Source organism: Plantactinospora sp. CNZ321 (assembly GCF_004217235.1).
The window spans coordinates 5225171-5251160 of the sequence record NZ_SHKQ01000001.1 but is presented as its reverse complement, the minus strand read 5'-3'; the positions used below and the strand labels follow the sequence as shown (position 1 = coordinate 5251160).

Sequence of the window (25990 nt, the reverse complement as noted above, 5' to 3'; positions counted from 1 at the left end):
TGATCTGCCGGGCCGTTCGGTGCAGACCGGATCGGCCGCACCGATGACGCTCCCGGAGTAGACGACCGAGACCGAGAAGCAGTAGTTGTCCCGGGTGTCCAGCCCGTAGACCACGTAGCCGGTGGAGCCGGCCGGCAGTTCCTGGAACGGCCGGAGTTCCTGCCCGGCCCGCCCGCCAGCCAGTACCACCGGGCCCTCGGCGCCGTTCGGGTAGCTCCAGCCCAGCGTCACGCTGCTCCGGCTGTCGGCCAGGGTCACCGAACCGGGCGGGGTGCCGGGGGAGGCAGGCGGCGGCGTGCGCGGTGATGCGGCCGGAGTGCTGGTCGCCGGCCCGGGAGCCGGCGGCGCTGGCTCGTCGTCCCCGGTGGGCCCGAACCCGAGCACCACGGCGGCCGTGCCGAGCAGGACCAGGACCACCAGGCCGGCGACGACCATCATCGGCAGCCGGCGGCTCGCGGGTTGCGGCCGGTGGATCCGTACCGGCAACCGGGGCGACCGTCTCTCCGGCAGGTTCCGGATCTCGGGTACCTGCCCGGCGGCGAGGCCGGCGGCGTGACCGTCCGGGAGTTCCGGGTAGGTCTGCTCGCCGCCCGGCGGGGTGGGTCCGGAAGGGCCCTCCGGTCGCCACGGCTCGGTGGGGGCAGGTTCGGGGTGCCGACCGACCGGGTGGTCGTCGCCGTCGGGGCTACTGCGGGTTACGTCCGGCGGCCACCAGCCGTACTCCGGATCGTCCTCGTCGGCGACCGGCCCCACAGCGGGGGAGACGCCCGGCCCGGACCGGTCCGCCGCGCTGCGGGGTGGCGGCACCGGTGGCCCGGCCGGCGGCGGGGTGCTCCACCGGGGTGGTGGTTCGACGAGCGGCGCGGGCGGCAGTCGGGGCGGCGGCACCTGCGGGATGTCGGTGCCGGCACCGGCGGGCCGGGTCGGCGGAGGGGGCCGGAAGCGTAGTGGTGGCGGCTCCTCACGCGGCGGCAGCTCGACGTCCGGCGGATGCTCCCCGCCGTGCTGGGGAGGTGCCGTCGGGTACGACGACGCCGCATGCTGCGGGCCACCCTGCCGCGGAGCGGCGTGCTGCGGGTGGTGCGGCTGCTCCGGATGGTGCGCGTGCTGCGGGGACCCGGCGTGCTCCTGGCGCACGGCGTACGGTGCTGGCTGCTCGTCGTACGGTGCTGGCTCGGCGTGCCGGGGTTCGGGGCGCCACGGCTCGGCGTACCCCCCGCCGGGCCGGCCGGTCGGCGTGTGCGGATCGTCCTCGGGCTCCGGCGGCGGGTCGGCGCAGACGTGGTCGGGATCGGCTGCCGCCCGGGCGAGGGCCGCGACCTGGGTCGCCAGCGGATGGTCGGCCGGCAGGTGCTCCCGGCACAGTTCGCGGGCCAGGGCCAGGTGTTCGTGCGCCCGGGTGAAGAGCCCACAGTCCCGTTGCATCGCGCCGAGCCGGGCCAGCATCCGAATCCCGCCCGGATGGCCGTCGCCGTAGACCTCCCGGTGCAGCTCCCAGGCGTCCTCCAGCCTGTTCCGGGCCAGCGTGCACTCGCCCTGGGCGTACTCGACGGTGGCCAGGTCGGCGTGCGCGGCGAGTACCCGCAACGACTCCGGACCGTCGGTCGCGGTGAGTTCGATGATCACGTCTCGGTACAGTCGGGCGGCCCGGACGTGGCTGCCGACCCGGTGAAGTACGGCGGCGAGGGTCGCCGCGGTCGCCACGGTCCGCTGGTCGGCGGCGCCGTACAGCCGGGTTGCCGCGGAGTGGGCGAACATGGCCCAGCCCTGCGCCGCGTGCGGGTCCCCGAGCGCCACCAGTATCCGGGCCTGGAGGCCGGCTGCCTCGGCCAACTCGACGGAGGCGTGCCCGGGACTCGGGTCGACGGCGTCCAGTGGGGGGCCGAGCAGATTCCGGGCCCCGGCCAGGTCACCGGCTGCCACGAGCGCGTTCGCGTGCTGGATGAGTTCCCCGAAGCCGGAAGCCACGCCCCATCGTGCTCGCCCGGCGACGTTCAGTACAAGAGGGCAGGTGGTGGCAGTTTCGTCGTCATGTCGGGCAATCCGTGGCCGAGCCTGTGCCCGATATCCCGACGGTCGACGGCTCGCCGAGCAGACTCGGGGCGGCGGGGCGGCCGTCGAGATGACAGGGGCGGGCCGGGCGGAGTAGAACCGCAGCATGTCCAGTGACCCGATCGGCGTCGTCAAACGGGAACTGCTGGTACGCCAGCTCGACTCCTGGGCGCCTGCCGCGCTGCACCGGTCCCGCCGGGCCACCTTCGCGCAGGCGTACGCCGGAGCGGACGGCGGCGTCGCGGACGCCGCGCTACGGGTCTTCGGTGAGTTCGCCGACCTGCTGCACGGTCGGCGGATGACGGCACTGACGTGCGGTCGGGCCGACGATCAGGACCTCGCCGCACGGCACGCGGCGGTGCAGTCGGAACTGCCCGGCGGACTGGCCGCACACCTGGTGCCGGGCGGTGTCGACCGGTTGCCGGTGGCGCTGAAGGCGGCCGCCGCGAACGGCGCTCCGATCCTCGCCTACCTGGACGTTACCGGCGCCTACCTGGACGGTGCCGGCGGTCCGGAGCCCGCCGCGCAGGTCCTCGCCGCGGTGGCCGGTGGCCGGCCCGCCGAACTGTTGCTGGTGCTCGATCCTCCGGCCTGGTCCCGTGCTGACCACCGGAGTCGGTTGACCGAGGCCGGACTGCCGTTGGTGACCGAGGTCGAGCTGGTCGCCGACGACCGGGCCGAGGTGCTGATCTTCGCTACCGCCGCCGGTAGGCGGCTGGACGCGTTCAAGAACGCGCTCTGGGCGGTGGACGAGTACGCCGGGGTGTGCTACCGGGATCCCGGCGATCCGCAGGGGCATCTGCTCGACATCTCGCTGACGCCGCATCCCGGGCCGCTGCGGCGGGAACTGCTGGCCCGCCTGGCGTCCGTCGGCCCGGCGTCCGTCACCGAACTGCGCCAGTTCACCGCCGAGCGGACCGTCTACCGTCCGGCGGACACCAACCGGGTACTCGGCGCGTTGCTGGCCGCCGGGTTGGTGAGTCGGGAACCCGAGGCGGGTCGGCTCGGCGGTGACGTCACCATCACCGCCAGGCCGCCGGCCTGAGCATCGGCCGCTGGACCGGTCCCGGGCGCTGAGCCGCAGGCGTGCGCGCCGTGGAACCGGGGTGCGGTGGCGGCGCTGGCCGCCACCGCCTCATCGCGACCGCGACTTGTCCTGCTTCCAGGAAAGCGGCCCGGGCAGGTCGACCCGGTGCGCGCGGGCCCGGGAGTTCCACGACCAGCGTCCGATCTTGATACTCCAGGACGAGAAGCCGTTCTCGGTGAAGTTGAGGATCAACGGACCGAACTTCTTCCGCTTGCGGAACATCAGACCCACGACCAGGCTCCCTTCGGGACAACACTCTCGGAGTGGCCGGGAAGTTCCCCATACGGGTGTTCGGCAAACTCGCGCCGGCATCGGTGGCGGTCACGACGTTGCGCACCGGACGGTCCGCGTTCCGCACCGGACGGTCCGCCGATGGTCGATGCCACGCACCCGGCGGGTCACCGGCGGGCGGTGGGGTTCCGGCCGGTCACGGGTGGACGGTGGTGCTTCGCCCGGTCACGGGTGGACGGTGGTGCTTCGCCCGGTCACCGGTGGACGGTGGGGTTCCGGCCGGGCAGTCCGGCCCGGAAGGCACCGGGACTGTGCCCGACCGCGCGCTGGAAGAACCGCCCGAAGTTGGTCGGCTCCGGAAAGCCGAGCCGGCGGCCGACCTCGGCCACCGGCAGGTCGGTCGCGGCGAGCAGCCGCCGGGCCTCCAGCGCCACCCGCTCGTCGATCACCTGCTTGGCGCTGCGTCCGGTGGCGGCCAGGCAGGCCCGGGTCAGGGTACGCACCGAGCAGTCCAGCCGCCCGGCGTAGTCCTCGACCCGGCGGGTCCGCCCGTACGAGCGCTCGACCTCCTGCCACAGCCGCCCGAACATGCCGGTCGGATCCGTGCCGTCCAGGGTGCCGCCGTTCGCCGAGTTCCGGCTGCGCGCTGCGACGCCGGGCGCCACCGGATCGGGAACGGCGGTCTCGCGCGGGAGCAGGGCCAACCGCAGCAGCAGTACGGCGAGCTGGTGCCGCAGCAGGTCGGCGGCGAGTACGCCGCCACCGTGCCGCTGGCAGTCCACCACCAGTTGGCTGACCTCGTTGATCACCGCGTCCTCGTCCTCACCGGCGAGTTGCCAGTAGCCGGCCGCGTACGGCGGGCCGACCGGCGGGACACCGAGGTGGCGCATGGTCTCCGGGGTCCAGCAGACCATCACCGCATCGAGTCCGCTCTGCCCGCCGTGCTGGACGACCTGCCCGGGCCGTACCCAGAGCAGCGACCCCGGCCGGCACGGGTACGCCCGGAAGTCGATCTCCTGCGTGCCGTGTCCGACGGTGACCAGGATGAGCAGGTGTCGATCGACCAGCAGCGGACCTCGACGGGCTGGATTGAGCAGATAGTCGCGCAGGGTGAGAGTGCGGATACCCGCCCAGGCCGGCTGGGCCGGCACCTCGCCCGGTTCACCGGGAAGCTGACCGAATCGGACCATCACCTGCGACGTTAGCCGCCGTCTGCCCGCCACGCACCCCTCGGCCGGGCCCGCGTCCGGAACCCGACCGTGGCGGCCGGGCGCCCGCCGACCGACCTGTCGGGGTGCTGGTGCTCCCGGGCTGGTAGCAATCTCGGGGAGATCGCCCGGAAGGCGGACCAGCGGATCCCGGGTGCCGCCGAGCCGTCATCCCCGGGCGTCCGGTTGGGCTCGCCGACACCGAGCGGATGATCGCGGGCGTCGGTCGGGCTCGCCGGGACCGGGGCGCAGCGCGCCCTGCCGGGCCGAGTTGTCCGGTCGGGGTGATCGGGATTAGGTTGCCGGACAGTACGCCAACCGGGTCGGGCGACATCCGACCGACCCACGGCCTCCAGAGGTGCGCATGCCAGGGCTGTTCTCGGTCGAGGACAAGGCGGTGCTGGTCACCGGCGGTACCCGGGGGATCGGTCTGATGATCGCCCGAGGATTTGTCGAGGCCGGCGCTCAGGTGATCATCTCGTCCCGCAAGGCGGACGTCTGCGCCGAGGTCGCCGAGCAGCTCTCCGAGGTCGGACGCTGCGTGGCGATCCCGGCGGATCTCTCCAGCGCGGCCGGGGCGGCCCGGCTCGCCGAGCAGGTCCTGGCCCGGGTGCCCGCGCTGGACGTTCTGGTCAACAACGCCGGTGCGACCTGGGGGGCACCGCTGGAGGCGTACCCGGAGAGCGCCTTCGACAAGCTCTGGGCGGTGAACGTCAAGGCGGTGTTCCAGCTGACCACCGCCCTGCTGCCCGCGCTGCGCGCCTCGGCCAGCGCCGACGACCCGGCCCGCGTGATCAACATCGGCTCGATCGACGGCATCCGGGTGCCCTGGATGGAGGTGTACGCCTACTCGGCCACCAAGGCGGCGGTGCACATGCTGACCCGGAGCCTGGCCCACCAGCTGTCTCCGGAGCACATCACGGTGAACGCGATCGCGCCCGGCCCGTTCGAGAGCAAGATGATGGCGTTCGCGCTGGACGACCCGGCGACCCGGGCGACGATCGAGCATCAGGTGCCGCTCGGCCGGATCGGTCGGCCCGACGACATGGCAGGTGCCGCGATCTATCTGGCGTCCCGGGCCGGGGCGTACCTCACCGGAGCGGTCATTCCGGTCGACGGCGGCATCACCACGCATGGTTGACCACTGCGGGGTCGATCAGCACAGACCCGCGCATACGCCGCGCGGACCTCGGCAGGGTCCGCGCGGCGTGGCGTTCCGGCGACGTGACGTGCCCGCGAGGCCGTCGCGGGGACGATCAGCGACCGGCCAGCAGTCGGTTGACCGCCGTGTCGACGTCGAGGTGGTCTCCTTCCCTGCCCCGGGGGACCACCACGTACGTCCGGCGCAGGAACCTGACCAGGACGCTGCGCGGCACCTCGAACAGTGCGTTACCGTCCGGTGATGAGAGCGCGAGCGCGACGAAGTCGCCTCGGGGCGTGGCCCAGGGCCAGACCCGGACGTCGCCGATCCCGGCCGGCTCATCGAGACCGGTGACGAGCAGTTCCCGCGCGAAGGACCAGCTGACCGCTTCGCCCCCGGCGGATTCCGCATGGAACAGGACATGGACCGCATACGGGTCGGCTGGGTCGTAGCGCAGGCTGGCGCGCACGGGCAGAGCCGTGGCGTCAGGTGCAACGAGCCTTAACGACGTCTCGACCTCGACCGTGGTCGGTCGGATGACACTCATGGACGTTCTCCCCCCGGCACCGCTGCGGGACGTATGTGTCCCGCCTTTCCCATCCTCAGCTGCTACTCATGGTTACGCTCCGCCATACGCTGATATCACCCAGTAGTGGGAGATGGCTTCCTAGTCACCGATCGAAATCGAATCTTTATGTAGGATGTCCAGTTCTGCCCAGGTACTCGATCCCACCCGACGCCGGATGGTTCAGCCGTCGACTCACTCCGGTAACGTCCAGTCGTCCTGTTGAGTGACGGGCGGGGCGACACTGGGGGTTGAAATGGCTACGAATCCATCCTCAATGGAGAAATCGGCTCTGCTCGGCGCGTCAGGGATGAACGGGGTCGGCGCCGGAGTCCGCTCCGGTGTTTCGGGGGCGGTCGAAGAGCGGAGGTACGACGTGCCGGAGAACGAGCGCGTCTCACCGGGGGAGCGGCCCGGACCTGCGACGGAGTCATCTACCTGCACCAGCGCGGCGGTGCCGCTCGAGCCGTTGGTGACGCAGACCCGGTGGCAACGGGTGCGCCGGACCCTGGAGATCATCCGGGCCAATCCGTCCGGCCGGATCGCGTTGAAGGTTTTCGTGGCGGTCGCGGGTGCGATCGTCGTCACACTCGGTCTCGTGTTGATTCCGCTACCGGGCCCCGGCTGGCTGATCGTGATCGGTGGGCTGGGTATCTGGGCGGTGGAGTTCCTCTGGGCCAAACGGCTACTCGGCTTCACCCGTCGACACGTACAGAGCTGGGCAAGTTGGGTACGGGAACAGTCCCTGTTGGTCCGGATCGTCCTCGGGTCGGTCGGGCTGGTGTTCGTGGCGATGGTGGTCTGGCTGTCGGTAAGGGCGAGCCTCGGCATCGACCTCGTCGCCGGGTTCCTGCACTACATCGCGACGCACTGACCCCGAAGTCGCGCAGGCTCCGGCCAATCGGGTACAGTCGTCCGCGCTGAGGGCGATTAGCTCAGCGGGAGAGCGCTTCGTTCACACCGAAGAGGTCACTGGTTCGATCCCAGTATCGCCCACGCACGTAGAGGCCCAGATCATATCGATGATCCGGGCCTCTCTCCATAGGTGGGTGACCAACTGAGTGACTACGGGTCCACCGACCCGAAGATCGCATCCATCGCTTGCGCTCCATCGAGAATCACCGGACGTAGCTGATGCCGATAGACCTTCTCGGTGACAGTCGTGCCGGCGTGGCCACACAGGTCCGCGATGGCCTCCAACGAGACGCCGCTGTCGGAGAGCAGAGAGACGAAGCTGTGCCGGAGTTCGCGCGGCGTCCAGACGGCCGGGTCCAAGCCGGCCAGCGCGACGACTCGGCGGAATGCCCGGCGGACGTTGGCCGCGTCGAGGGCGGTGCCGATGGTGGTCGTGAAGACCAGGCCGAGAGACTGCCAATCCTTGCCGGCTCTGGTCCGGTCTCGGCCTTGTTGCTCTTGATGTAGCCGCAAGGCGGTCACGCATCGCTGAGGAAGCGCGAGCGTTCGCCGCGATTTTCTGGTCTTGGTGTCGCCTCCGGCTCGGACGGAGCGCCAAACCTGCACGGAGGGTGGTAGCGGCGGATCAAGATCGGGCTGGCCGTCAAGGTCGACGTGGGTCCAGGTGAGGGCGCGTAGCTCCTCGGTACGCGCTCCGGTGAGGAGTGACAGCACCACGTAGGCATACAGGGGTGTGCTCTCGGCGGCGGCCAGGAGTGCCCGTGCCTGGGCAAGCGTGAGTGATTTGGAAGGCCGGCCCTGCTGCCCGCGCGGGATCGTGCATAGCGCGACGACGTTGCGCTTTACCTTGTCCCGGGCCATGGCTCGGTTGACCGAGCGGTTGAGGCAGCCGTAGAGGTCGCCGAGAGTACGGGTGCTTAGGGTGGTGGCCTTGTCGGCAAGCCACCGGTCGACGTCCTGGGCGCGAAGCTCACGCAGCTTCCGAGCGCCCAACGCCGGGATAATGTGAGTACGGCACAGGATCTCGCACTTGGTCTTGGTGCGGTCGGATCGGCCGTTGAGCCCGTAGGTCAGCCAGTCGGTGACGGCCTCGGTCACGGTGTAGTGGTGCTCGGCGATGGCGAGCCCGTCTTCGTAGTCGCGGATCTTCTCGCGGAGCTTGGTGCGGGCCTCGGTCTTGGTCTTGCCGCTGCCTTTGCGGACGATGCGTTTGCCGGCCGGGGTGTAGCCGACGGTGACTGTGGCGATCCAGCGCTGTCGGGATTCGTCCCAGTGCAGGCCGCCGTCTCCACGAGCACGGCGTTTGGTCATCGGGTGCCTCCTTCCTCGGTCTCGTGTTCGAGCAATGTCACGTAGTCAGTTATGGCGGCGGCGGGGACGAGGCGGGTTCGTCCCTGCCGGACGGTGCGGAGTCGGCCGGAGCGGATCTGTTCGTAGATGACGCTGCGGCTCAGGCTGAGCAGTGCCATGGCCTCGGGGATGCGGTAGAGCGCCTTTCTCTCTGGAGCGGTCAGGACGGTCGGCAAGGGGTTGTCTCCTGTTCCTTCGCGGGTTGAGAGCGGTCACGCCGCTACAGGGGTGGCGGTAACGGTGCCGAGTTCGTGGGCGATTTCCTCGCGGCCGGTGGTTTGTCGTTCGCGGGCGAGGGCGGCGGCGGTGTTGGCGAGGAGGGCGTCGCCGGTGGTGTGCCAGCCGGTGCCGGCGAAGGTGAGGGTGCCGATGATGAGGGTGGTTTCCTCGTCCTGGTGGTCGACGGCCCGGACGGTGCCGGAGTCTGTGCCGGCCGGTTCTCGATCCTCGTGACGTCGGAACGCGATACGGGTGTCGCGCAGGAGTTGGAAGGTGACGGAGTAGCGGCGGGCTTTGGTGAGGAAGTGGCCGCCGAATCCGAGCATGTGTGCCCAGCGGCGCAGCCGGGCGTATGGGTTGGCAGTCGCCGGGTTCGTCGATTCGGTGTCAACGGTGGCTTGACGGTTGGCGACGCAGCCGGGACAGGCGGGGTAGCGGGTGTGGGTGCCGCAGTCGGGACATGTCCACGGGGCGACAAGGCCGGGTGTGGGTCGGTGATCGCGGGGTCGGTCGCGCAGGGCCCGGGGTGTGATGGTGGGGCGGCCGAGCCGCCAGCAGGCGTCGATGAGGCGGGCGGTGTGGTCGCCGTCGGGGTCGGCGTAGTCGTCGATGCTGTCGGCGTCGAGCCTGACGGAGCGGTGCCCGGTTACCTCGGTGCTTTTGGTGGCGTACTTGGCAAGGTATCCGGCGACCATGCTGTCGGTGACGTCGCCATGCCCGGTCAGGGTGATCGGGCGGATGTCGAGTTGTTCGCCCCAGGCGATCGACCAGCCGACGGGCCGGTCCGGGTGGGCCGGGGTGGTGAAGGCGATCTGTGCGACGGCGTGCCGGATGGCTTGGTCGAGGTCGTCGGTGGTGAACCCGGCCGGTGGTGGGACGACGGCGCTCGGGTTGGTGGGGTGGACACCGTCGAGGCGGAGCAGGGCGTGGAAGTGCACCGCCGCACGGGCTTGGAACTCGGCCGCCTTCCCGTGCGAGATCCGCACGGGCGGGACTTTGCGGACCTTCCCGGAGCCGGTGACGACGTCGACGCGGGGGATGCCTCGCTGGCGGGCGAGTTGGGCGAGGTGGCGTTCCGCGGCTTGCTTGGTGCGGTGCCACAACTCGCCCGCGTAGAGGTTCCACACGACCTGGTGGTCGTGGTCGTAGCAGTCCAGGCACAGCGGCCGGCCGAGCACGATGTCGCCGGGGTCGTGGCGTGCCCAGCACACGGCGGGTCGGCCGTGCTCGCACACGGTCGCGGTGGGGTCGGTGGTGCGGCGGGCGTGGCAGGGGTCGGGGCGGCAGTCGCAACGTTTCCGGTCGCGGCAAGTATGCCGGCCGATTCTGCGGGTGTGGACGGTGCCGAAGGATGGTGCGGTGAAGGTGGCGAAGACGGCCGGGTGGCGGGTGACGGTGTCGGGGACGCCTTTGCCGCCGATGAGGCCGGCGCGCAGGAGCTGGTAGGCGTCGCGTTGGTAGGTGCGGGCGCAGGAGGGGCAGACGGTGGCGCGTCGGTTGCCGCAGCCGGTGTAGATGGCGGCGTCGGGCATTGTGTCGGTGTGCCGGGCGTCGAGGATTCGGCCGGTACCAGCCTCGATGGTGCGGATGCTGCCGGCCAGGCGGATGGGGCGGGTACAGCCGGCGGCCGGGCGAACGTGGTCAAGCCAGGCGAAGTAGCCGGGCTGTTGTGCGCGGGTGAAGGCTTGTCCGGCGGCGGTGTACGAGTACAAGGGTGGGATGGTGTCGGCGTTCGAGCCCACACCCCGGGCCGTAGCGCGGGGTGTGAGGTCCAGCGTCGATGCCATCAGCCGGCTACCTCGGTGAGGTGTCGGGTGGTGATGGTGTGTTGGGTGACGATGATGCGGCAGGCGCCGCATTGCCGGTCAGGCGGCTCGTGCCGGTGACACGGGATCGTGGCGGTTGTGGTGCCGCAGCGGATGGTGACCGGTGCACGGCAGGGGCCGCCGGGGATGACGTGGACGAGTGTCCGACGGGTGTCGTAGACGTGCGGGCCGGGCTGTGCCGGGCAGGTGTGGGTGACCTGCTCGATGTCGACGACGTGGATGGTCATCGACCGTCCCGGATGACGGTCAGGAGGTTCCGGGCGGTGGCCGGGTCGACGTCGAGTCGGTGGGACAGCTCGTCGACGGTGATCGGTTGTCCGGTGGTCTGCTCGTGCTGGACGACGGCGAACCGGGCGGTAGGAATCATGTGTGTGGGGACGTCGACCGGTTCGGGTGCCGGGCTGATAGCCGGCGGTTCCGTATCGACGGTGACCGGTTCGGTGACCTGGACCCGGATCGGGTCGACAGCCGACATGGTGTCGGCGGTGCCGGCCTGGTTGTTGACGGGGTTGAGGACGAGTTTGACCAGGGCCATGAAGGCCAGGGCAGGGACGGCGGCCAGGAGCCAGCCGGACGGGCTGGGTTTGGCGACGGCCAACTGTGCGGCCAGGGACAGGCTGGCGGCGGCGATGAGCAGGATTACCGGGTAGCCGATCGGGGCACCCGTCCGGCGGCGGCGTCGGATGGTGAGCAACGCGGCGATAGGAACGAGTTCGGAGATGACGGCGTTGGCCCAGCCGAACCAGCCCGGGGTGTGAGTCGGGCTGTTGTCCATCGTCCAGTCGTGGACGTGGGTGAAGGACGCGGCACCGGCAGCGCCACCGACGGTCAACAGGATGAGGACCAGGACCACGCCTTCCATGCGGTCGGCCGCACGGGGAGATGGGTTAGTGGTCGGCATGGGGGGTCACCTCCGGGAGGGTGTCGGTGAGGATGAGGTAGGCGACGCCGGAGCAGCCGGGGCAGAACGCCGGGACGAGGCCGAGGGTGGCCATCTGGCCTTGGAAGCAGCCGATGCAGATGAAGTCGGCGGGGAAGACGGCGGTGCCGTCGCACTCGGTGCAGATGGGTAGGCAAGCGGGGCAGGGCTTGTAGACGGGGCCGAGGATGTGGTGGATGCCGGCGGGGCTGCTGCCTTCGATGCACCACAGGCACGGGTCGGCGAGGTGGAAACTCATGACGGCCTCCCTTGATGGCAGTCGAGGCATTCGCCGTAGCGGCGGGGGATGTAGTAGGGCTTGACCTGCTCGCAGGCCGGGCAGGTACGGCGGGCCAGCAGCGCGGCGGCGATAGCCACACGCTGTGCGGGGGTGGCGGTGCGTTTCGGTTTGGCGAGGCGCCGGTCGTAGAGGTAGGCGACCCTGCGCTGACGGCGGTGCCGCCACAGGATTTGAGCGATCGGGTCGTGTCCACCGGGACGGAGCCCGTCGGCACGGAGCTGGCGGACGGTGGCGAGGTGTTCGGGTGCTCCCCGGTAGGGGAAGGTCGGGAACCCGTACCGGTCCCCGGCAGGGTCGTAGAACTCGACGTAGATGCCGGTCCGGTCGCCGAGCTGATCCAGGTATGGGCTGCGTAGCTCGGTCATCGGCGTTCACCCCGGCGTTGACGCGGATTCCAGGGCAAGGAGAGCCGGTCGGTGCTGGTGCGGGGTACGAGGTGAAGGTGAAGGTGGTAGACGGTCTGGGTGGCTTCCGGACCGGCTGAGGTGATGATGTTGCAGGGCGGTACCGCGAGTTCGCTGGCAGCCCGCATGGTCACGGCGGATACCGCCGGGTCCTCCGTGACGTCCTTGACGTGCCGGAGCGGGATGATGAGGGTGTGGCCCGGGGTGACGGGACGGCGTGGTGTGATCGCGACCGCGTCAGACCAGCGGCGGATGATCGTGGCGGGTTCCTGCCCACGCACGATGGCGCAGAAGATGCAGGTCATCGCAGGTCACCGGCCTTCGTCTGCTGAGCGGCTTGTTCGGCCTCGAAGTCGGTGAGGAGCTGACGGATCTCGTTCAGCGCTTGAATCCTGGAGGCCAGGGTGATGCCGTCGGTTCTGACGGGGGCGTTGGCCCAGAAGCGGATTGCGCCGATCAGTTCCGCCTGTCGGCAGGCCAGTTCAAGCCACCGTTGGTAGCCGTTGAGTACGAGGTCGGTCATTGGGTGTCACCGCCCCAGCGTTGTTGGGCGGCTTGGCGGGAGATGCCGAGACGGTTACCGATCTCGGCCCAGGAGTAGCCGAAGGCACGCAGGCCGATCACGGCTTGGCCGATGGCGGTGTCGAGGTCGGCGGAGAGGGCGACGAGGTCGCGGAGTGCTTCGACGTCGCCGGTGGCGACGCGGCGGCCGTGGGCGCGGATGATGCGCCGGGCGAAGGCGGCGAACTCGTCGTTCTCGACGACATTCCTGCGCCGGGGCCGGGGAACTGGTGTCAACGGGTGCTTGACGGTGTTCATGCGGTTTCACCGCCTGCCGGGTGTTGCTGGTCCCATTCGGTGGCGGCGTCGTTGAGGGCGTCGATGACCTCGGTGGCGGTGCGGCTGGTTTCGTCGTTCCAGTCGCCGATGAAGTTGACGGCGTCGGGTCGGTTGTTGGGGTCGCCAAAGTTGTTGAGGTAGTCGGCGAAGAACGCCAACGCCTGGTAGGCGGCGGACCGATCGGTCGATGACAAATCGGCGGGCACGGTCGAACGGCCGACGGTGGCGGCGCAGATGGCGCCAGCGGCGCAGGCCGACGGGAACGGCACAGAGGTCAGGGGGTTGAAGAAGTTGCCCCGGGTCCAGCCGCGCGTCTTCAGGTAGACGGCGGCGCAGCGGAGGATGTCGGCCGGTGTCAGGTCGACGACCGGCCGGGTGGGTGGGTTGTGGGTAGCCTTCATGGCAGCCACGTCCTTTCGGATGGGTGAAGGTCGGCAGGACCGGGGTTGCTTGCAGGCGTGTTCCGGTCCTGTCGGCCGTGCTAGCGGTTGCGGTGTACGCGTAGCCGGAGGTAGCGGCGGATGCGCGGGTCGTCACCACCCATCGATGCGGGCGGGGAGACATAGGCGAGCAGGCCGCTACGGCTGGCGGTGTTGACCAGGGCGGCGACGTCGGCGGGGTGGCCGACGATCCACAGTTCGGTGAACTGGGCCATCCGTTGGGTGTTGGCCTTGGCGCGGGCGCGTTCCCGGGTGGTCATGCCGCTGCCCTCAACAGGTCATGCGCCAGGCGGTGGGCTTGGTGTTCGTCGGTCTGTAAGCCGGCCGGGCGGCGGATCCAGGCGGCGTAGTCGGCGATCCCGGCGATCTGGGCGTCGGTGAGGTAGGCGACCTTGATCCGGCGGGGCGTACCGCCCTCGGCGATCAGGTAGGCGGCGCCCTGGTTGGTGGGCTGGATGTCGGTGGCGGTGTGGCCCTGCTCGGCCCAGCCGTGGCCAAGTACGATGTTCGAGCTGTTCGGGGTGGTGCACCGGAACGCGGCACGGTAGCCGAACAGGTCCCGCAGGCTGGTGGGGATGATGTCGAACGACGGCCGCTGGGTGGCGGCGACGACCGGGATGCCTGCGGCCCGTCCCCGGGCGACCAGGTCACGCAGCAGCGCGACGAACTCCTCTTGTTCCTGCTTCGCACCGACGGTCGCCGAGTAGAAGGCGATCTCGTCGACCAGGACGGTGATGACCGACAGGCTGTCGGCCGGGGTGACCTTCCGCCGGCCGTGGGCCCGTAGCCAGGCGTAGCGGTTGTTCATTACGGTCTGGAGCCGTCGGAGGACGGCCAGGGCGGCGGTGATGTCCGGGCCGATGAACGCGTCGGCGACGTCTTCCCACTGGCCGAGTTCGACGAGCTTGCCGTCAAGGAGGACCAGGCGGGAATCGACAGACAGGGCCGCGTGCGCGGCGATGGTGTTGAGTAGGCCGGACTTGCCACCTCCGGGTTCACCTCCGGCAAGGAGGTTGCGGTAGGCGAGGGTGATGTAGACAGGCTGGCCGAACTCGTCGATACCAATGAAGATCGGGTCGAACATCGACAGGCCAGGACCCACCGGCACACCGGCCGGGGCGGATGTGGTGGTCATGATTGCCTCCTTGGGCGGATGTGGGGCGCGAGAAGCCACACAGGCGAAAGCCCTGCAGGGCTTCCCGCGTCCCGAAATCGGGTAGGTCAGATCCAGTCGGAAACGTCGTTCTCGGCGGTGGCGCCGTTCGGCGACGTGGAGGCCGCGGGCTTGCTGCCGTTGGCGGCGGGTGCCGGCCTGGCCGTCGGGACATTGATGGGTTCGGTCGGCACGTCAGGTAGGTCCAGCGCGGTCGGCGCCAGTCCCGGCGTGCGGTCGGTGGCCGGGGTGTTCGGGTCGACGACGTCGACCAGCGGGGAGCCGACGGTGGCGGTCAGCACCTCCCGGCGCTTGATGTCGAACCGCAGATAGGCGGCGGTACGCTCCGACGCCCGCTCGATCAGGACGGTGGAGGCGTGGCAGGTGACCGCGATGCGGTCAAGCCGGCCCTCCAGGTCGGCCATGGCCAGGCCGGGCCGTAGGTAGACCCAGACACGTTCACCCACCGGGGTGGGACGTGCCCACAGGATCAGCGGCAGGGAGCCGGACTGGTTGGCGACGATGAACTGTGCGAAGCACACCCGCAGCCGATGCCGCACGACCAGGCACCAGGCCCAGGCGACGACCTGCCGACGGACAGGCGGGATGGCGGCCGGTACGCCGACGACGACGGCAACCACAAGCAGGGTCACCACAGCAGGGGTGTGGTTGGCGAGCTGGACCCAGCCGGTCAGCACCAGGACCGACAGCACAATTTCGGGGGTCCACCACCACAGCAGCCGGATGACCGGCCACACCCGCACCAGCACCCACGCCAGGGCGCCACAGACGACGCCAATAGCCGCGCCGGTGAACAGGGCCAGGATCGGATGCCAGTAGGAGGCGGTGACCACGGCGGCCAGGAGGCCGACGATGACGGCGGTCAGGACGAACGCCAGCCGGGCGTTACGGGCCGAGGAACGGTGGACCCTGGCCTCGATGACCGTGACCGTTCCGGACGATTTCCCGCCGAAGAGGCGGGCGGTAGGCTTGGACATGACACGTCCTCCCAGATGATGGGGTGGATGGGTTGGAGGGCGTGGGGTCGGCAGGTGTAGGAGCCAGTACCGACCCCGCGCCTGTATCACGGGGTTGCCGAAGCCCTAGAGGGCGGCGACCAGCAGAGCGGATACCCACAGGCATCCCGCGTGCAGGGATTGATCAGCCAGGTACATGCCGCAGATCGGCGTCTGACGGTCAGCGAAGTCCGCGCCGCCGGTATGGGTCAGGATCCACCGCACCGGCCAACGCCGGTCCAGGATCGCGTGCGTGACGGCGGAGAACGCCATCCCGGCGCAGAAACCGGCGACGGTCACCGGCAGGCCGAGCACGGCGATCGTGACAGCCAACATCACGACCAGCACACCGTGATAGGCGGCGACGTGGGCCAGCAGATGACGCCAGCCATGCCAGCCAGGAGCAGCCTTGTGCGCGGCCTGCTTGTCGGTCTGACCGAACACGTGATCGGCCACCTGGTGGCCGGCGTAGAGCACCGCCGCGACGACAGCGAACACAATGGCGGATTCGAGCATGACAACCTCTCCCAACATGACGGGGAATGGATAGGTTGGAAGCGCGGACCGGCAGGTGTAGGAGCCAGTACCGGCCCGACGCTCATCAACAGGGCGACCACACAGGTGGTCAGGAACGGTTCGGACGGGCGAGCTTGCGCGACCCGATGATGGAACCGTTGAGGTCCCGGACGGTGTCATGCGACACCAGCAGGTCAGTCCGATCGGACGCGGCCAGGCCGACGACCAGCGACACCAGGAAATAGGTGCCGTCGACCGGTTCCGGCAGCGCCGTGACACCACTGGTGTCCGCACCGAACGCGACCCGCTCGACCGGGACGCCGATACCCAGGTCATCGTCACCGATGACGGTCTGCCCCAGCCTCGCCGGCCGGTAATCCGCAGACGGCTCGATCACGCACAACGGCGCGACGCTGCCCGACTCGATCCGGTCCGGAGTGTCGACCGGGAAGATGGAAATGGGATGCGGGGTCAGGTTGACAATCATCTGAGTACTCCCATCCTGGGGACAGACGGATTGGACGGCTACGGGGTCGGCAGGTGTAGGAGCCAGTACCGACCCCGCGCCACAATCGAGACGGCAACCATGGGTTGCCGGGCCGGGAGCGTAGGAGCAAAAAACGCTCCCGGACAGATGCGGTAGATCAGCGGACCATCAGGCCGCTACGGATGCCACGGACACCTGTGGCTGATACAGCAAGATGTGCGAGGAACTTACTTCGCCGGAGCGCCAGCCTTCGACTTCAGCGACACCGCACGGAACGCGACGCCGTTACGCCCGTTGGTCGCCCACGGGATGGCCTCCAACTGCTCGACCGCGATGAACTCTCCCACCTTCACGCTCGGCTTCTCACCCGCCGTGGTGATGGTGATGACCTCACCGCCCGTCTCGTCGAGAACGAAGACCTGGGTGGACCACATGAGCCGGCCCGTTCCCTTCTCGGACCGCTGGTTGCCGTTCTGGTCGTTCTTCGGCTCCGGGTCCCTCGACACCGTCACCTGCTTGCTCGTGGTGTCCACGTACAACTTCACTAGAACCTCCTGTGTCTCGGGCCAGTCGTTGAGCGTGTCCCCGGTGGACTCTTGCTCGTGGCCTCTGGGAAAAAGGTTCGTCGATTTCCGGTGACAACCCATCCGATGGGCTGGACAACTAAAGGACGTCTTGGTTAACATGCAAGCGTCCCTAGTCGTCCCTTGAGGAGGGTTCGATGGCGAACGAACGGCTACGCGATGCCATCCTGCGAAACGGCCTCACCCCGGTCGCAGTAGCCGAGCGCATCGGCGTCGACCCGAAAACGGTGGAGCGGTGGATCACGCAGGACCGCACCCCGTACCCTCGCCATCAACACGCCATCGCGGCGATGGTGAGGATGGACGTGCCTTACCTGTGGCCGAAAGCCGTGACCCCGGAGAAGGCGTCGAGGATCGGCCAGAGCGAGATGGTTCAGCTTTACACCCGTCGCTCATCGGTGCCGTACGACCTGTGGCATCAACTGATCGACCGAGCAGAGAAGCGGATTGACATACTCGCCTACGCCGGACTCTTCCTTGTGGAGCAGGATCCGAGACTGGCCGACACCCTGCGTCAAAAGGCTGTTGCCGGAGTCAAGGTGACCATCTTGCTCGGTGACCCGACCAGCGCCGCGATTGAGCGGAGAAGCGTCGAGGAGGGCGGCCCCGGAGTCATGGCCGCAAAGATCCGTCAGGTTGAGCAGTACTACAACCAGATCAAGGGCGTAGACGGGATTAAGGTGCTCTACCACGACACAACGCTGTACAACTCGATCTACCGCTTCGATGACGAGATGCTCGTGAACATGCACGTACTCGGGTTCCCGGCACCACACGCGCCCGTGATGCACCTGCGCAAGCTCAACGGCGGAGACCTGTTCCGCACCTACTCCGACAGCTTTGACAGGGTGCTCCGCGCATCGACGGCGCGGCCGGCTCGGGAAGTGGCACCCTAGGCACATGGCGAGAATCGAGCACTACCACGACCCGAACGCGCCGAAGGCCAACAGCATCGTCGTGGCCGTCTCCGTCTTCGTTCAAGACGAGCAAGGACGGGTGCTGCTCATCCAGCGCACCGACAACGGCCTGTGGTCCCTTCCCGGTGGTGGCCAGGAAATTGGGGAGTCGGTCGCAGAAACAGCGGTCCGAGAGACCCACGAGGAGACCGGCATCACGGTAAAGGTGACCGGCATTGTCGGCGTCTATTCCGACCCAGGCCACGTAATCGCCTACTCTGACGGCGAGATACGACAGCAGTTCTCGCTCTGCTTCCGCGCCACACCGGTCGGCGGCACCCCGACCCCGAGCGGCGAGTCAAGCGAAGTCCAGTGGGTGACCCGTGACGAGCTGGTCACGTACGACATCCACCCGTCGACCCTCCTTCGCATCAAGAACGGGTACGAGGACCGCCCGCAGCCCTATATCGGCTGACGCTGACCGCTGCTGGCGAGCCGGCCCTGAGTCCGCTGAACAGCGGCGACTATCTCCGGCTCTGCCCGACCGATGAACCGGGTCACCAGGTGCTCCGGCCCGTACCGCGACCGAATTTCCGCCAGCCGCTCCAAGACCTCAAAGCTTTGCCCGTCCGGCCCGGTCGTCATGTCCGAAAAGCAAAGCGCATCCGTCACTGCCGTCTCTTCCCGAGGGAACTCGGCGGCCAGGACTTCACCGAGCCCGCGTTCCTCGGCTTCCAGCCACGCGCAGGAGTGATGTGCTACCAGAGCGGCAATCCGCTCGTCATGTCCCTCACGCCGCAGCCAGCGGCCACCATCAAGGGAGTGAAATCCAGTGTCGACCAGCTCGGGGTTGTAGCCCACGTCATGCAGCCACGCCGACGCCACCAGCACGTCATGATCCTCGACCGGTACCGCCGCACTGATCCGTTCCGCCTTGGCAGCGACCGCCTGGACGTGACCCCAACGACGGGGCAACGGCGTCTCAAGCAGGTGGCGCGCTACTTCCCGTGCAGCATCGACGAGGGCAACCATGCCGCCCAGCGTACGGAGCGACGCCAGACCACACCATCCCGTGTCAGCCAGGCGACGACACGAGGCCGGCCGGCAGCCGGCGAAATCGTTCAAACTTTCTGTACGTCTTCAAGGCGGCCCTGAACGGGCCGCACGCGCCAGACGCCTGGGCGCGCGCCGGCCGCTGCCGCTGTCGCTCTGCGACCGTCACGCCTGACGCCCGGCGGCTGGCGCGGACAGCGGGAAGCCCGGTGGGCCGCCGCAGAACGACAGACGGTTTGACCGGTGAGGGGTGGGCCGGCAGCCGGCCGGGTCGTGCGGTCACGAGCCCGCGCGGGATGGGAAAGCGCACGCCGGCCGCGTCGGCGAGCTGGCGGCGGTCGCGGGGTTACGGTTAGAGCGCCTCCGGCGGGGGCGCTCGGGCTCCAGGATGGCCGGGGCTCCGTCGGCGCGTTGCGGTCCGTGGGTCGTTGCGGTAGGCCATCCCGCCTGCCCTCGACCCGGGCCAAGCCGAGCAGACCACCGCCCGACCCGCCAGCGCCTGTACGAGCCGTCAAGGTCCGCTTGACGTGGCGGGCCGGGCGGCGGCCCGCTCCCCAGGGGGCGGGCCGACGGCAGACGGGATGAACTCAATCTCGAGCGGGAGCCATTCCGGGGCCAGCATACGGAATTCCTCGAAAGCCGATTGTTGAGCGGAGTTGATGGATATGCACGTATGCGAGATCAACGCTTGTGGGCATTACGCTGCGTGCCAGTGCGAGCTTTTCGGCGACGTGGCCCGCCTCATCGTAAAGTCGATAGCCAAACTCCTCGAAGATTTCGCTGATCGTTGCGTAGTAATAAAGAGCTACACCCAACTGTACAGACACTCGGCTCTTCGGTTCTGGCTTCTGCTCTGCGGCGAGGAGTTCGGCGGCTGCCCGAAGCAGGCCGGTCGAGTCGTGTTCGGGCCACTCGGCGTCAGCGAGGAAACGAAGGAGTGTTAGCGCGTCGGGCTCCGCTGGCCGGGTATTAACTCGGCCGACAAGCCCGGATTTGAGCCGTGCGATTTCGGCGCGTACAACCTCCTGTGCCAGAGGAACCAAGCTGTCTTGCCCGGTTATCTGTCGAGCATCAATAAGCGCGCGAGCAGTTCGAATCAGGTCACGCGGAATTCCTCCGCTCAGGGCATGGCATAACGCGATGAACGCCTGTGGGAACCCTACTAGCCGCCGCGCTAGTATCTCTCGAGATTGAGCATAGTTCAAGATGGGAAGACGTATAACCTCATCAAACGTGCTATCAAGGACTGGCCTGATGCCGACCATGCGCCGCTCGAATTGTGAGAGTGCGTCTTCGGATACCGTAACAAGATAAGTACAATGTTTAATTCCGAAGATGCCCTTGACGTCATTGATGAAGCGCTCGGCCGCGTTCACGTCTGTGACCCTGTCTAGCTCATCAATTACTACAATCAGGTGTCCCTCTCCGTGTCCCGCCCCTTGCCGCCACCAAGCGATGGCGTCTGCCGCCAGTGTTCGATAGCCATGTACGAGATCCGGCATCGAGGCGGCTTGCTCCAGAAGTTGTCTAGTATGCTTTATTCCCAAGCCGAAGCCGAAGGATGCCTTGACTGTGCCACTGTTTTCAAGAGAAATGTTTTGTAGGAATCTCAGCCTATTTGATTCCGACGTTGCTCTTCGCACTAACTGCGTGGCGCCTTCCCGGCCTTTTCGTGGTCGAATAGACCCCAAAAACGTTCGGAAAACTACCGCGAAAGCTGCGTACGAAGCAGCCTGCCAGCCGTTCGCTGGTACCATGCTGGGAGGGACCGTACTATTCAACCACTGCTCAATAGGAGTCCACTGACTTACTGATGCAGCAAGGGCGGCTAGCAGAGCTAGAAATCGGATGAGACTAATTATTTTATTAAGGAGTCGTCTCGTGGTAGAGTACGTGAGAGATGATGCTTCGCGCATTATGCATTCGCAAAGGCGCCGGTAAAGCATTATCACAAACTCCTTCGGTTGATAAGAAGAAGGAGCTTCCAGTGTTATGAACAGGTCGTGGGGTGAGCCGTAATGCTGTGCAAGACTCTTCAGTAGCGTGCTTTTGCCTGCTCCGCGAGGGCCACTGACTGCCACAGCTGAAGCGCCAAGTTCTCGAACAAGAGATTGGATACGCCTAGCCTCATCTCGTTCGATTAGATATCTGTCATCTGTATTTGAACTGAGAGCCGGTGCTTCTTCAAAACGTAGCTCGCCTGGCGACTTCTCGTCGGACCATTCATTAAGTGCAACACGGACATGAGGGGTTAGGGCTTCCGCAACAGCCGCCCGTCCTTCGATGACGCGCCACATCCGATATTTGAAGGTGAGAACGAATTCGGTAAGCACAAAAAGGGTAACGATTCCAGTGGTTATTCCTACTGCCCAAAAGCCTGAATCCCCTAATAGCTCGTGAGCATCGCTAACCCACTGAGGAGAGAGAAAGTCCCGCTTGTGATGTTCGGCGTTTTTTGGTCCAGGCAGATCGTGCTCTATCGGTCATAACTAGAATGAAAACCAGGAATAACGTGGCCATTCCAACTGTCTTTAGAAGTTCTTTGATGACGATGTTGTAGGCGGCCCATTGCTCGCTACAGATCTCATTTTCGTTCTCTTGAACATACTCAATCACGTGCGCTCGCGAGCCATGAACGCGTACCGAGTGAGAAAACTCCTGCTGCGCAAGAATTTCATCCACGGATTCGGAGAGAAGTTTCTCGCGGCGCTCCTTCTGGTAGTCGCGATTTGCAGCCCTAAAATCGGCAAGAAGCTCGCCGAAAAATTGAGCAATCAGAGCGGCTGTGATGCCGACAATAACTCCTGCTTTATATGCGACGCTATGTTCGGTTTCCTCTGTTTTGGGTTGTTGGGTGCGACCGTTCTCGCTGGGCGGCGACGATGGCATTGACACACTTAATAACTACTCCCTCCTTGCCTCTAGGCGAGACTGTCAATCAGGAACGCGACAGGCCGAGGGGGAGGAACAGGCAATAGCTGTATTCCAGATACCGGGTGACGGCTGGGGCATGTGTGCAGCAGAGAAGTACAGCCCACTTACCCATCAGACGACGTCAAGCAGGTATTGATCAGGCCAGGCGACAGCCAACCGAGACGGACTGCCAATCGTAGAGGGTGAAGGGCTGACCGGTTGCCGGGTGACGAACTGGGTGACGACGGAGGTCCACGCGGACGGACGCCGGTGGACGCTGATGGACTGTTTTGGCAGGTCAGATGCCATTACCGGCCAGCTCAGTCGCCTCCGATCGTTCCTTCACACCGAAGAGGTCACTGGTTCGATCCCAGTATCGCCCACCACAGTTGGCAGTGCGCGAACGGCGTGTTCGCTGTCGGAGAGGGCTGGTCCGTCGAGGGCCAGCCCTTGTGGTTGCTGGTAGTAGGGAGTTCGAAGATCGGCCGCAGGGCGTCGGCGCTGGCCCGGTGGATGTCGCAGCCGGCACCGGTGCCGTACCGGACGCGGCTCCAGCAGGTGTAATAGGGCGGTAGCTGGTGCTGCGGTCGGACGCGTACGCCGCCCGCCTTGCCAAACCGTCGCAGACGAACATGAGCACGTCGGCGACCTCCACGAGTTGGAAATGCCGTGGGGCAGTCCCCCCGAGCCTGGCCCCGCGATACCGCTCACCTCAGCGTGCTTGCCGCCCCGGCCGAACGCGGACAAGGGCTCACGCGTCGTCGCCACCACAGCCGTCGCCGCCGCACCAGAAGCGTCTGCTACCCCCGTGCGGGGCTCGCCCAGCGGCATCACGACGAGTGGCCCGAGCACGTCCACTTCAGCGAATTGGCTCCCTGGCGGCCAGCCGCTCGGCCTCAGAACTCGGCGATCAGGTCGACCAGTTCCTCGTACCCGGAGGGCGTCGGCATGACCACTGGGCGGCCGAGGCGGGCGGCGAGGTCGGCGCGTCTCCGGGCGGCCTGGTCCGGCGTCATGCCACCGGCCATCGCGACCACGCCGACCACGACGGCGCGGCGTTGGTGGCTGGAGAGCCGTTCCAGCAGGTCGATCTCGTCGGCGACATCGGCGATGCGGCGGTCGAAGTAGGCCATCCGGCTCCGCTCCAGGTCGTGGCAGAAGACCAGGAGGTTCGGTGCGGCGCCGTGCAACAGGGCCAGGCTGACCCCGGAGTACGCGGGATGCAGTATCGAGCCCTGTCCCTCCACCAGGATGTACCGGGCGCCGCCTCGGGCCGCCTCGAGCACCATGCTCTCGGTGACTCCGGCGGCGAAGTCGGACTTGACCGCATCGACCGCCGCCCCGTCGCCGGCGATGTACATCGCGGTCTGGCCGGTGGCGACGAAGCTGGCCGCCGCCCCGCGCGTACGCAGGCCCCGCCACAGCTCCAGCGCGGTGGTCATCTTGCCTGCGGCGCAGTCCGAGCCGACGGTGAGCAGGACCGTGGTCTCCAGCTTGGCCGCCGCCCCGGTGGCGACCAGCTCCGGCACCTGCCGGTGGCGGAGCTCGACGATGCGGTGGGCGCTCCCGGTCAGTTCGGGGTGCTCGGTGAGCCGGGTGTGCAGGCCACTGACGATCCACATGTCACGCTTCGCGGCGTCGGCGATGACGGAGACCATGTGGGACGTGGCCTCGCCGCCGGGCGGTGCCGCACCGATGACCAGCTCCCGAGCGCCGATCTGGTATGCCTCCGCGACGGTGGGCACTATGGGCAGGTTCCGGCCCGCGTAGGGCAGCAGGTCCGTCAGGCGCCGGCCGGCGTACCGGTCGTCGACCACGGCGACGATGTTGTCGCAGAACCGCAGGATTCCGTGCCCCGTCTTGGCGTCCAGCTCAACGAGGCGACCGAACGTGGCCACGGCGGCCGGCGCACGGTTCATCGAGTCGCTCCCGGCTGACCCGCCCGGTCGGGGCAGCGCACCAAACGGCGGTTCAGTTCGCGCGCCTGCGCCTCGGCCGCCGGTGTCACGACCGCGTGCTCGCCGACCAGGAGGTCGCCCGGGCCGGACCGCGTGGCCTCGCGGACGATCGGCGCGGTCACCACGCGGAGCCGGGAGAGGTCCACGCCGTCGGTCGCCGGCGCCGCGGACGCGGCAGGTCCGCTCGGGGTGAGGGGCGCCGGCTGCCGCGCGGCGAAGTGCCAGCGGCGCCACGCCTCGAACGGGTCGGCCACCGTGCCCGCAGGCCCGCCGGGGTGCGACGTCGACGGGTCAGGGGTCGTCGGCAGGGCTCGCAACGACCGGGCGATGGCCGAATCCGGGGAGTCGGAATCCTCCATGGTGCCCCGGTTGAACTTGTCGTAGGCCGCCAGGTCGAAGAATCCGTGCCCGGTCAGGCAGAACACGAGCACCCGCTCCTCGCTGCGGTGGGTGCGGGCCAACTCGACCACCGCCGCGATCGAATGGGCCGCCTCCGGCGCCGGCACGAGGCCCTCGGCCCGCGCGAAGAGCGCGGCCGAACGGAAGACCTCCAGCTGCGGGTAGGCGACAGCGCGCCCCAGCCCCAGGTTGATGAGCTTGCTCACCTGCGGTGCCAGCCCGTGGTATCGCAGGCCGCCGGAGTGGATGCCGGGGGCCGCGAACTCGTGACCAAGCGTGTACATCTTGGACAGGGGAGTCAGCTTCGCGCTGTCGCCGTGGTCGTAGGCGTACACACCGCGGGTCACCTTGGGCACGGCGTTGGACTCGACCGCCACCAGGTCCAGGCTGCGCCCACCGGGCCGCACCTGGTCCACGAAGGGAAAGACCAGACCGGCGTAGCTGCTGCCACCGCCGATACAAGACACGAGCACGTCCGGCTGGATTCCCTCGGCGTCGAGCTGGGCGCGCAGCTCCTGCCCAATCACCGTCTGGTGCAGGCAGACGAAGTTGAACGCGCTGCCGATGCCATACGCGGCCGCCTCGTCCTGCCGCGCGGCCTCGACCGCCTCGCCGATCGCCAGGCCCAGGCTGCCTGTCGCCGCCGTGTCGTCGGCGCCGTTCGCACGGCCGACCTCGGTCAGCCGAGAGGGGCTGCGGTGCACCCGCGAGCCGAACGTCTCCATCAGGGTCCGGCGGGCGGGCTTCGAGTCGTAGCTGCCACCGACCATGAACACCGAGCAGTTCAGCCCGAAGAAGGACGAGCCCATGCTGATCGCACTGCCCCACTGGCCGGCGCCGGTCTCCGCGAAGACCCGCTTCCGTCCGGCCCGGTGGGTGTAGTACGCCTGGGCGACGCCGGAGTTCGCTTTGTGGCTACCGATCGGCGAGCTGCCCTCGTACTTGTAGTAGATCCGGCACCGGGTGTTCAGCGCCTGCTCCAGTCCGCGCGCCCGGACCAGGGGTGTGGGCCGCCAGCGCGCGTACATCTCGAGGATCGGTTCGGGTATCGGCACCAGCCGGCGTGGATGGTGCAGCTCCTGCTCCACCAGCTCCGGCGCGAACAACTCGGTCAGGGCCGAGGTGCCGACCCGCTGGCCGCTCGCCGAATCGACGTACGACTCGTCCAGCTCCGGCAGGTCCGCGACGACGTCGTACCAGTGCTGCGGGATGCTGACCGCGCCGGTCATTCGCCCGACCGGGTGAAGCCGATGGCCTGCGCGGTCGCCCGGTGCGGGCTGGCGATCACGTTGACGCTGATCACTTCCCCGTGCCGCGCAGCGGCCTCCGCGCCCGCGTCCACCGCGGCCTTCACCGAGGCGACGTCGCCCCGGAGGATCACCGTGATGTACGCCGATCCGATCTGTTCCAGCTTCACCACCTCGACCTCCGCGGCCTTGACCATGGCGTCCATGCCCGCGATCGCGGCGGTGAGTCCCTTTGTCTCCAGCGTTCCCAATGCGTTGTCCATCTGGTCT

The 25990-nt window shown here is 67.9% G+C and carries 31 protein-coding genes, 1 tRNA gene and 1 pseudogene; 6 read left to right on the top strand and 27 right to left on the bottom strand.

What is annotated here, in order from left to right; genetic code table 11:
• Positions 1 to 1188 precede the first annotated feature (1188 nt).
• Positions 1189 to 1968, bottom strand: a pseudogene (locus tag EV371_RS34585) (tetratricopeptide repeat protein); the annotation flags it as partial.
• Between the two features lie 190 nt (positions 1969 to 2158).
• Between EV371_RS34585 and EV371_RS22715 the strand changes: the two are divergent.
• Positions 2159 to 3097, top strand: a complete 939-nt coding sequence (locus EV371_RS22715) for a hypothetical protein (RefSeq protein WP_130463845.1) — start codon at positions 2159 to 2161, stop codon at positions 3095 to 3097.
• Positions 3098 to 3187: 90 nt separating this feature from the next.
• Here EV371_RS22715 and EV371_RS22710 read toward each other — a convergent pair whose 3' ends face one another.
• Positions 3188 to 3370, bottom strand: a complete 183-nt coding sequence (locus tag EV371_RS22710; protein ID WP_130463844.1) for a DUF4236 domain-containing protein — start codon at positions 3368 to 3370, stop codon at positions 3188 to 3190.
• A gap of 254 nt (positions 3371 to 3624) precedes the next feature.
• Entirely contained in the window at positions 3625 to 4563 is a 939-nt protein-coding gene (locus EV371_RS22705) for an AraC family transcriptional regulator (protein ID WP_486484757.1), read from the bottom strand.
• 379 nt (positions 4564 to 4942) lie between these two features.
• On the opposite strand from EV371_RS22705, the gene EV371_RS22700 reads away from it, so the two are divergent.
• Complete coding sequence (locus tag EV371_RS22700) at positions 4943 to 5719, top strand: glucose 1-dehydrogenase (protein ID WP_130463842.1); 777 nt, start codon at positions 4943 to 4945, stop codon at positions 5717 to 5719.
• A gap of 115 nt (positions 5720 to 5834) precedes the next feature.
• Here EV371_RS22700 and EV371_RS22695 read toward each other — a convergent pair whose 3' ends face one another.
• On the bottom strand, positions 5835 to 6266 hold the full coding sequence (locus EV371_RS22695; protein WP_101365276.1) for an SsgA family sporulation/cell division regulator: 432 nt from the start codon (positions 6264 to 6266) through the stop codon (positions 5835 to 5837).
• Between the two features lie 328 nt (positions 6267 to 6594).
• Here EV371_RS22695 and EV371_RS22690 point away from each other — a divergent pair, with 328 nt between their 5' ends.
• Positions 6595 to 7158: a TIGR02611 family protein gene (locus EV371_RS22690; RefSeq protein WP_130466135.1), complete on the top strand. Its 564-nt coding sequence runs from the start codon at positions 6595 to 6597 to the stop codon at positions 7156 to 7158.
• Between the two features lie 50 nt (positions 7159 to 7208).
• A tRNA-Val gene (locus EV371_RS22685) sits at positions 7209 to 7280 on the top strand.
• A 69-nt stretch (positions 7281 to 7349) separates the two neighbouring features.
• Here the strand turns inward: EV371_RS22685 and EV371_RS22680 are convergent.
• From EV371_RS22680 to EV371_RS22600, 17 genes are all read right to left on the bottom strand, one after another.
• Entirely contained in the window at positions 7350 to 8510 is a 1161-nt protein-coding gene (locus EV371_RS22680) for a site-specific integrase (RefSeq protein ID WP_130463841.1), read from the bottom strand.
• A complete protein-coding gene (locus EV371_RS22675; protein ID WP_130463840.1) occupies positions 8507 to 8725 on the bottom strand; it encodes a helix-turn-helix domain-containing protein in 219 nt (72 codons plus the stop codon). Before EV371_RS22675 ends, EV371_RS22680 begins: the two co-directional genes overlap by 4 nt.
• Positions 8726 to 8761: 36 nt before the next feature.
• Positions 8762 to 10555 carry a replication initiator gene (locus EV371_RS22670; RefSeq protein WP_130463839.1) on the bottom strand — a complete coding sequence of 598 codons (1794 nt, stop codon included), beginning with the start codon at positions 10553 to 10555 and terminating at the stop codon, positions 8762 to 8764.
• Positions 10555 to 10821 (bottom strand): hypothetical protein, encoded by a 267-nt coding sequence (locus EV371_RS22665; protein ID WP_130463838.1) that lies wholly within the window; start codon positions 10819 to 10821, stop codon positions 10555 to 10557. Before EV371_RS22665 ends, EV371_RS22670 begins: the two co-directional genes overlap by 1 nt.
• The gene (locus tag EV371_RS22660) at positions 10818 to 11456 is read right to left on the bottom strand and encodes a hypothetical protein (protein ID WP_486484756.1); all 639 of its coding nucleotides are present in this window, start codon (positions 11454 to 11456) and stop codon (positions 10818 to 10820) included. Before EV371_RS22660 ends, EV371_RS22665 begins: the two co-directional genes overlap by 4 nt.
• A gap of 25 nt (positions 11457 to 11481) precedes the next feature.
• Positions 11482 to 11772 carry a hypothetical protein gene (locus tag EV371_RS22655; protein ID WP_130463836.1) on the bottom strand — a complete coding sequence of 97 codons (291 nt, stop codon included), beginning with the start codon at positions 11770 to 11772 and terminating at the stop codon, positions 11482 to 11484.
• A complete protein-coding gene (locus EV371_RS22650) occupies positions 11769 to 12179 on the bottom strand; it encodes an RRQRL motif-containing zinc-binding protein (protein ID WP_130463835.1) in 411 nt (136 codons plus the stop codon). Before EV371_RS22650 ends, EV371_RS22655 begins: the two co-directional genes overlap by 4 nt.
• A complete protein-coding gene (locus tag EV371_RS22645) occupies positions 12176 to 12523 on the bottom strand; it encodes an HIT domain-containing protein (protein ID WP_130463834.1) in 348 nt (115 codons plus the stop codon). Before EV371_RS22645 ends, EV371_RS22650 begins: the two co-directional genes overlap by 4 nt.
• Complete coding sequence (locus EV371_RS22640; protein WP_130463833.1) at positions 12520 to 12741, bottom strand: hypothetical protein; 222 nt, start codon at positions 12739 to 12741, stop codon at positions 12520 to 12522. The genes EV371_RS22645 and EV371_RS22640 overlap by 4 nt, the downstream gene beginning before the upstream one ends.
• Positions 12738 to 13037, bottom strand: coding sequence for a hypothetical protein (locus EV371_RS22635; protein ID WP_130463832.1), 300 nt, complete (start codon positions 13035 to 13037; stop codon positions 12738 to 12740). Before EV371_RS22635 ends, EV371_RS22640 begins: the two co-directional genes overlap by 4 nt.
• The gene (locus tag EV371_RS22630) at positions 13034 to 13459 is read right to left on the bottom strand and encodes a DUF6197 family protein (protein ID WP_130466134.1); all 426 of its coding nucleotides are present in this window, start codon (positions 13457 to 13459) and stop codon (positions 13034 to 13036) included. Before EV371_RS22630 ends, EV371_RS22635 begins: the two co-directional genes overlap by 4 nt.
• Positions 13460 to 13539: 80 nt before the next feature.
• Positions 13540 to 13758, bottom strand: a complete 219-nt coding sequence (locus EV371_RS22625; protein ID WP_130463831.1) for a hypothetical protein — start codon at positions 13756 to 13758, stop codon at positions 13540 to 13542.
• Positions 13755 to 14633, bottom strand: a complete 879-nt coding sequence (locus tag EV371_RS22620; protein WP_130463830.1) for an FtsK/SpoIIIE domain-containing protein — start codon at positions 14631 to 14633, stop codon at positions 13755 to 13757. The genes EV371_RS22625 and EV371_RS22620 overlap by 4 nt, the downstream gene beginning before the upstream one ends.
• Before the next feature lie 86 nt (positions 14634 to 14719).
• Positions 14720 to 15649, bottom strand: coding sequence for a hypothetical protein (locus tag EV371_RS22615; RefSeq protein ID WP_130463829.1), 930 nt, complete (start codon positions 15647 to 15649; stop codon positions 14720 to 14722).
• A gap of 105 nt (positions 15650 to 15754) precedes the next feature.
• A complete protein-coding gene (locus EV371_RS22610; protein ID WP_130463828.1) occupies positions 15755 to 16183 on the bottom strand; it encodes a DUF3307 domain-containing protein in 429 nt (142 codons plus the stop codon).
• 109 nt (positions 16184 to 16292) lie between these two features.
• A complete protein-coding gene (locus tag EV371_RS22605) occupies positions 16293 to 16586 on the bottom strand; it encodes a hypothetical protein (RefSeq protein WP_165436811.1) in 294 nt (97 codons plus the stop codon).
• Between the two features lie 311 nt (positions 16587 to 16897).
• Positions 16898 to 17215 (bottom strand): hypothetical protein, encoded by a 318-nt coding sequence (locus EV371_RS22600; protein ID WP_130463826.1) that lies wholly within the window; start codon positions 17213 to 17215, stop codon positions 16898 to 16900.
• Between the two features lie 176 nt (positions 17216 to 17391).
• Here EV371_RS22600 and EV371_RS22595 point away from each other — a divergent pair, with 176 nt between their 5' ends.
• Together EV371_RS22595 and EV371_RS22590 are read left to right on the top strand one after the other, a co-directional pair.
• Complete coding sequence (locus EV371_RS22595; RefSeq protein WP_130463825.1) at positions 17392 to 18150, top strand: XRE family transcriptional regulator; 759 nt, start codon at positions 17392 to 17394, stop codon at positions 18148 to 18150.
• Between the two features lie 4 nt (positions 18151 to 18154).
• Positions 18155 to 18625 carry an NUDIX hydrolase gene (locus tag EV371_RS22590; RefSeq protein ID WP_130463824.1) on the top strand — a complete coding sequence of 157 codons (471 nt, stop codon included), beginning with the start codon at positions 18155 to 18157 and terminating at the stop codon, positions 18623 to 18625.
• Here EV371_RS22590 and EV371_RS22585 read toward each other — a convergent pair.
• From EV371_RS22585 to EV371_RS22560, 6 genes are all read right to left on the bottom strand, one after another.
• Complete coding sequence (locus EV371_RS22585) at positions 18613 to 19182, bottom strand: HD domain-containing protein (RefSeq protein WP_130463823.1); 570 nt, start codon at positions 19180 to 19182, stop codon at positions 18613 to 18615. The two genes, EV371_RS22590 and EV371_RS22585, sit on opposite strands and share 13 nt — an antisense overlap.
• A 608-nt stretch (positions 19183 to 19790) precedes the next feature.
• Positions 19791 to 21500, bottom strand: a complete 1710-nt coding sequence (locus EV371_RS22580) for an ATP-binding protein (RefSeq protein ID WP_486484961.1) — start codon at positions 21498 to 21500, stop codon at positions 19791 to 19793.
• A gap of 109 nt (positions 21501 to 21609) precedes the next feature.
• On the bottom strand, positions 21610 to 22092 hold the full coding sequence (locus EV371_RS22575; RefSeq protein ID WP_130463821.1) for a hypothetical protein: 483 nt from the start codon (positions 22090 to 22092) through the stop codon (positions 21610 to 21612).
• Positions 22093 to 23012: 920 nt separating this feature from the next.
• On the bottom strand, positions 23013 to 24035 hold the full coding sequence (locus EV371_RS22570) for a DUF1611 domain-containing protein (protein ID WP_130463820.1): 1023 nt from the start codon (positions 24033 to 24035) through the stop codon (positions 23013 to 23015).
• Positions 24032 to 25702 carry a TrpB-like pyridoxal phosphate-dependent enzyme gene (locus EV371_RS22565; RefSeq protein ID WP_130463819.1) on the bottom strand — a complete coding sequence of 557 codons (1671 nt, stop codon included), beginning with the start codon at positions 25700 to 25702 and terminating at the stop codon, positions 24032 to 24034. Before EV371_RS22565 ends, EV371_RS22570 begins: the two co-directional genes overlap by 4 nt.
• Entirely contained in the window at positions 25699 to 25983 is a 285-nt protein-coding gene (locus EV371_RS22560) for a BMC domain-containing protein (RefSeq protein ID WP_130463818.1), read from the bottom strand. The genes EV371_RS22565 and EV371_RS22560 overlap by 4 nt, the downstream gene beginning before the upstream one ends.
• Positions 25984 to 25990 lie beyond the last annotated feature (7 nt).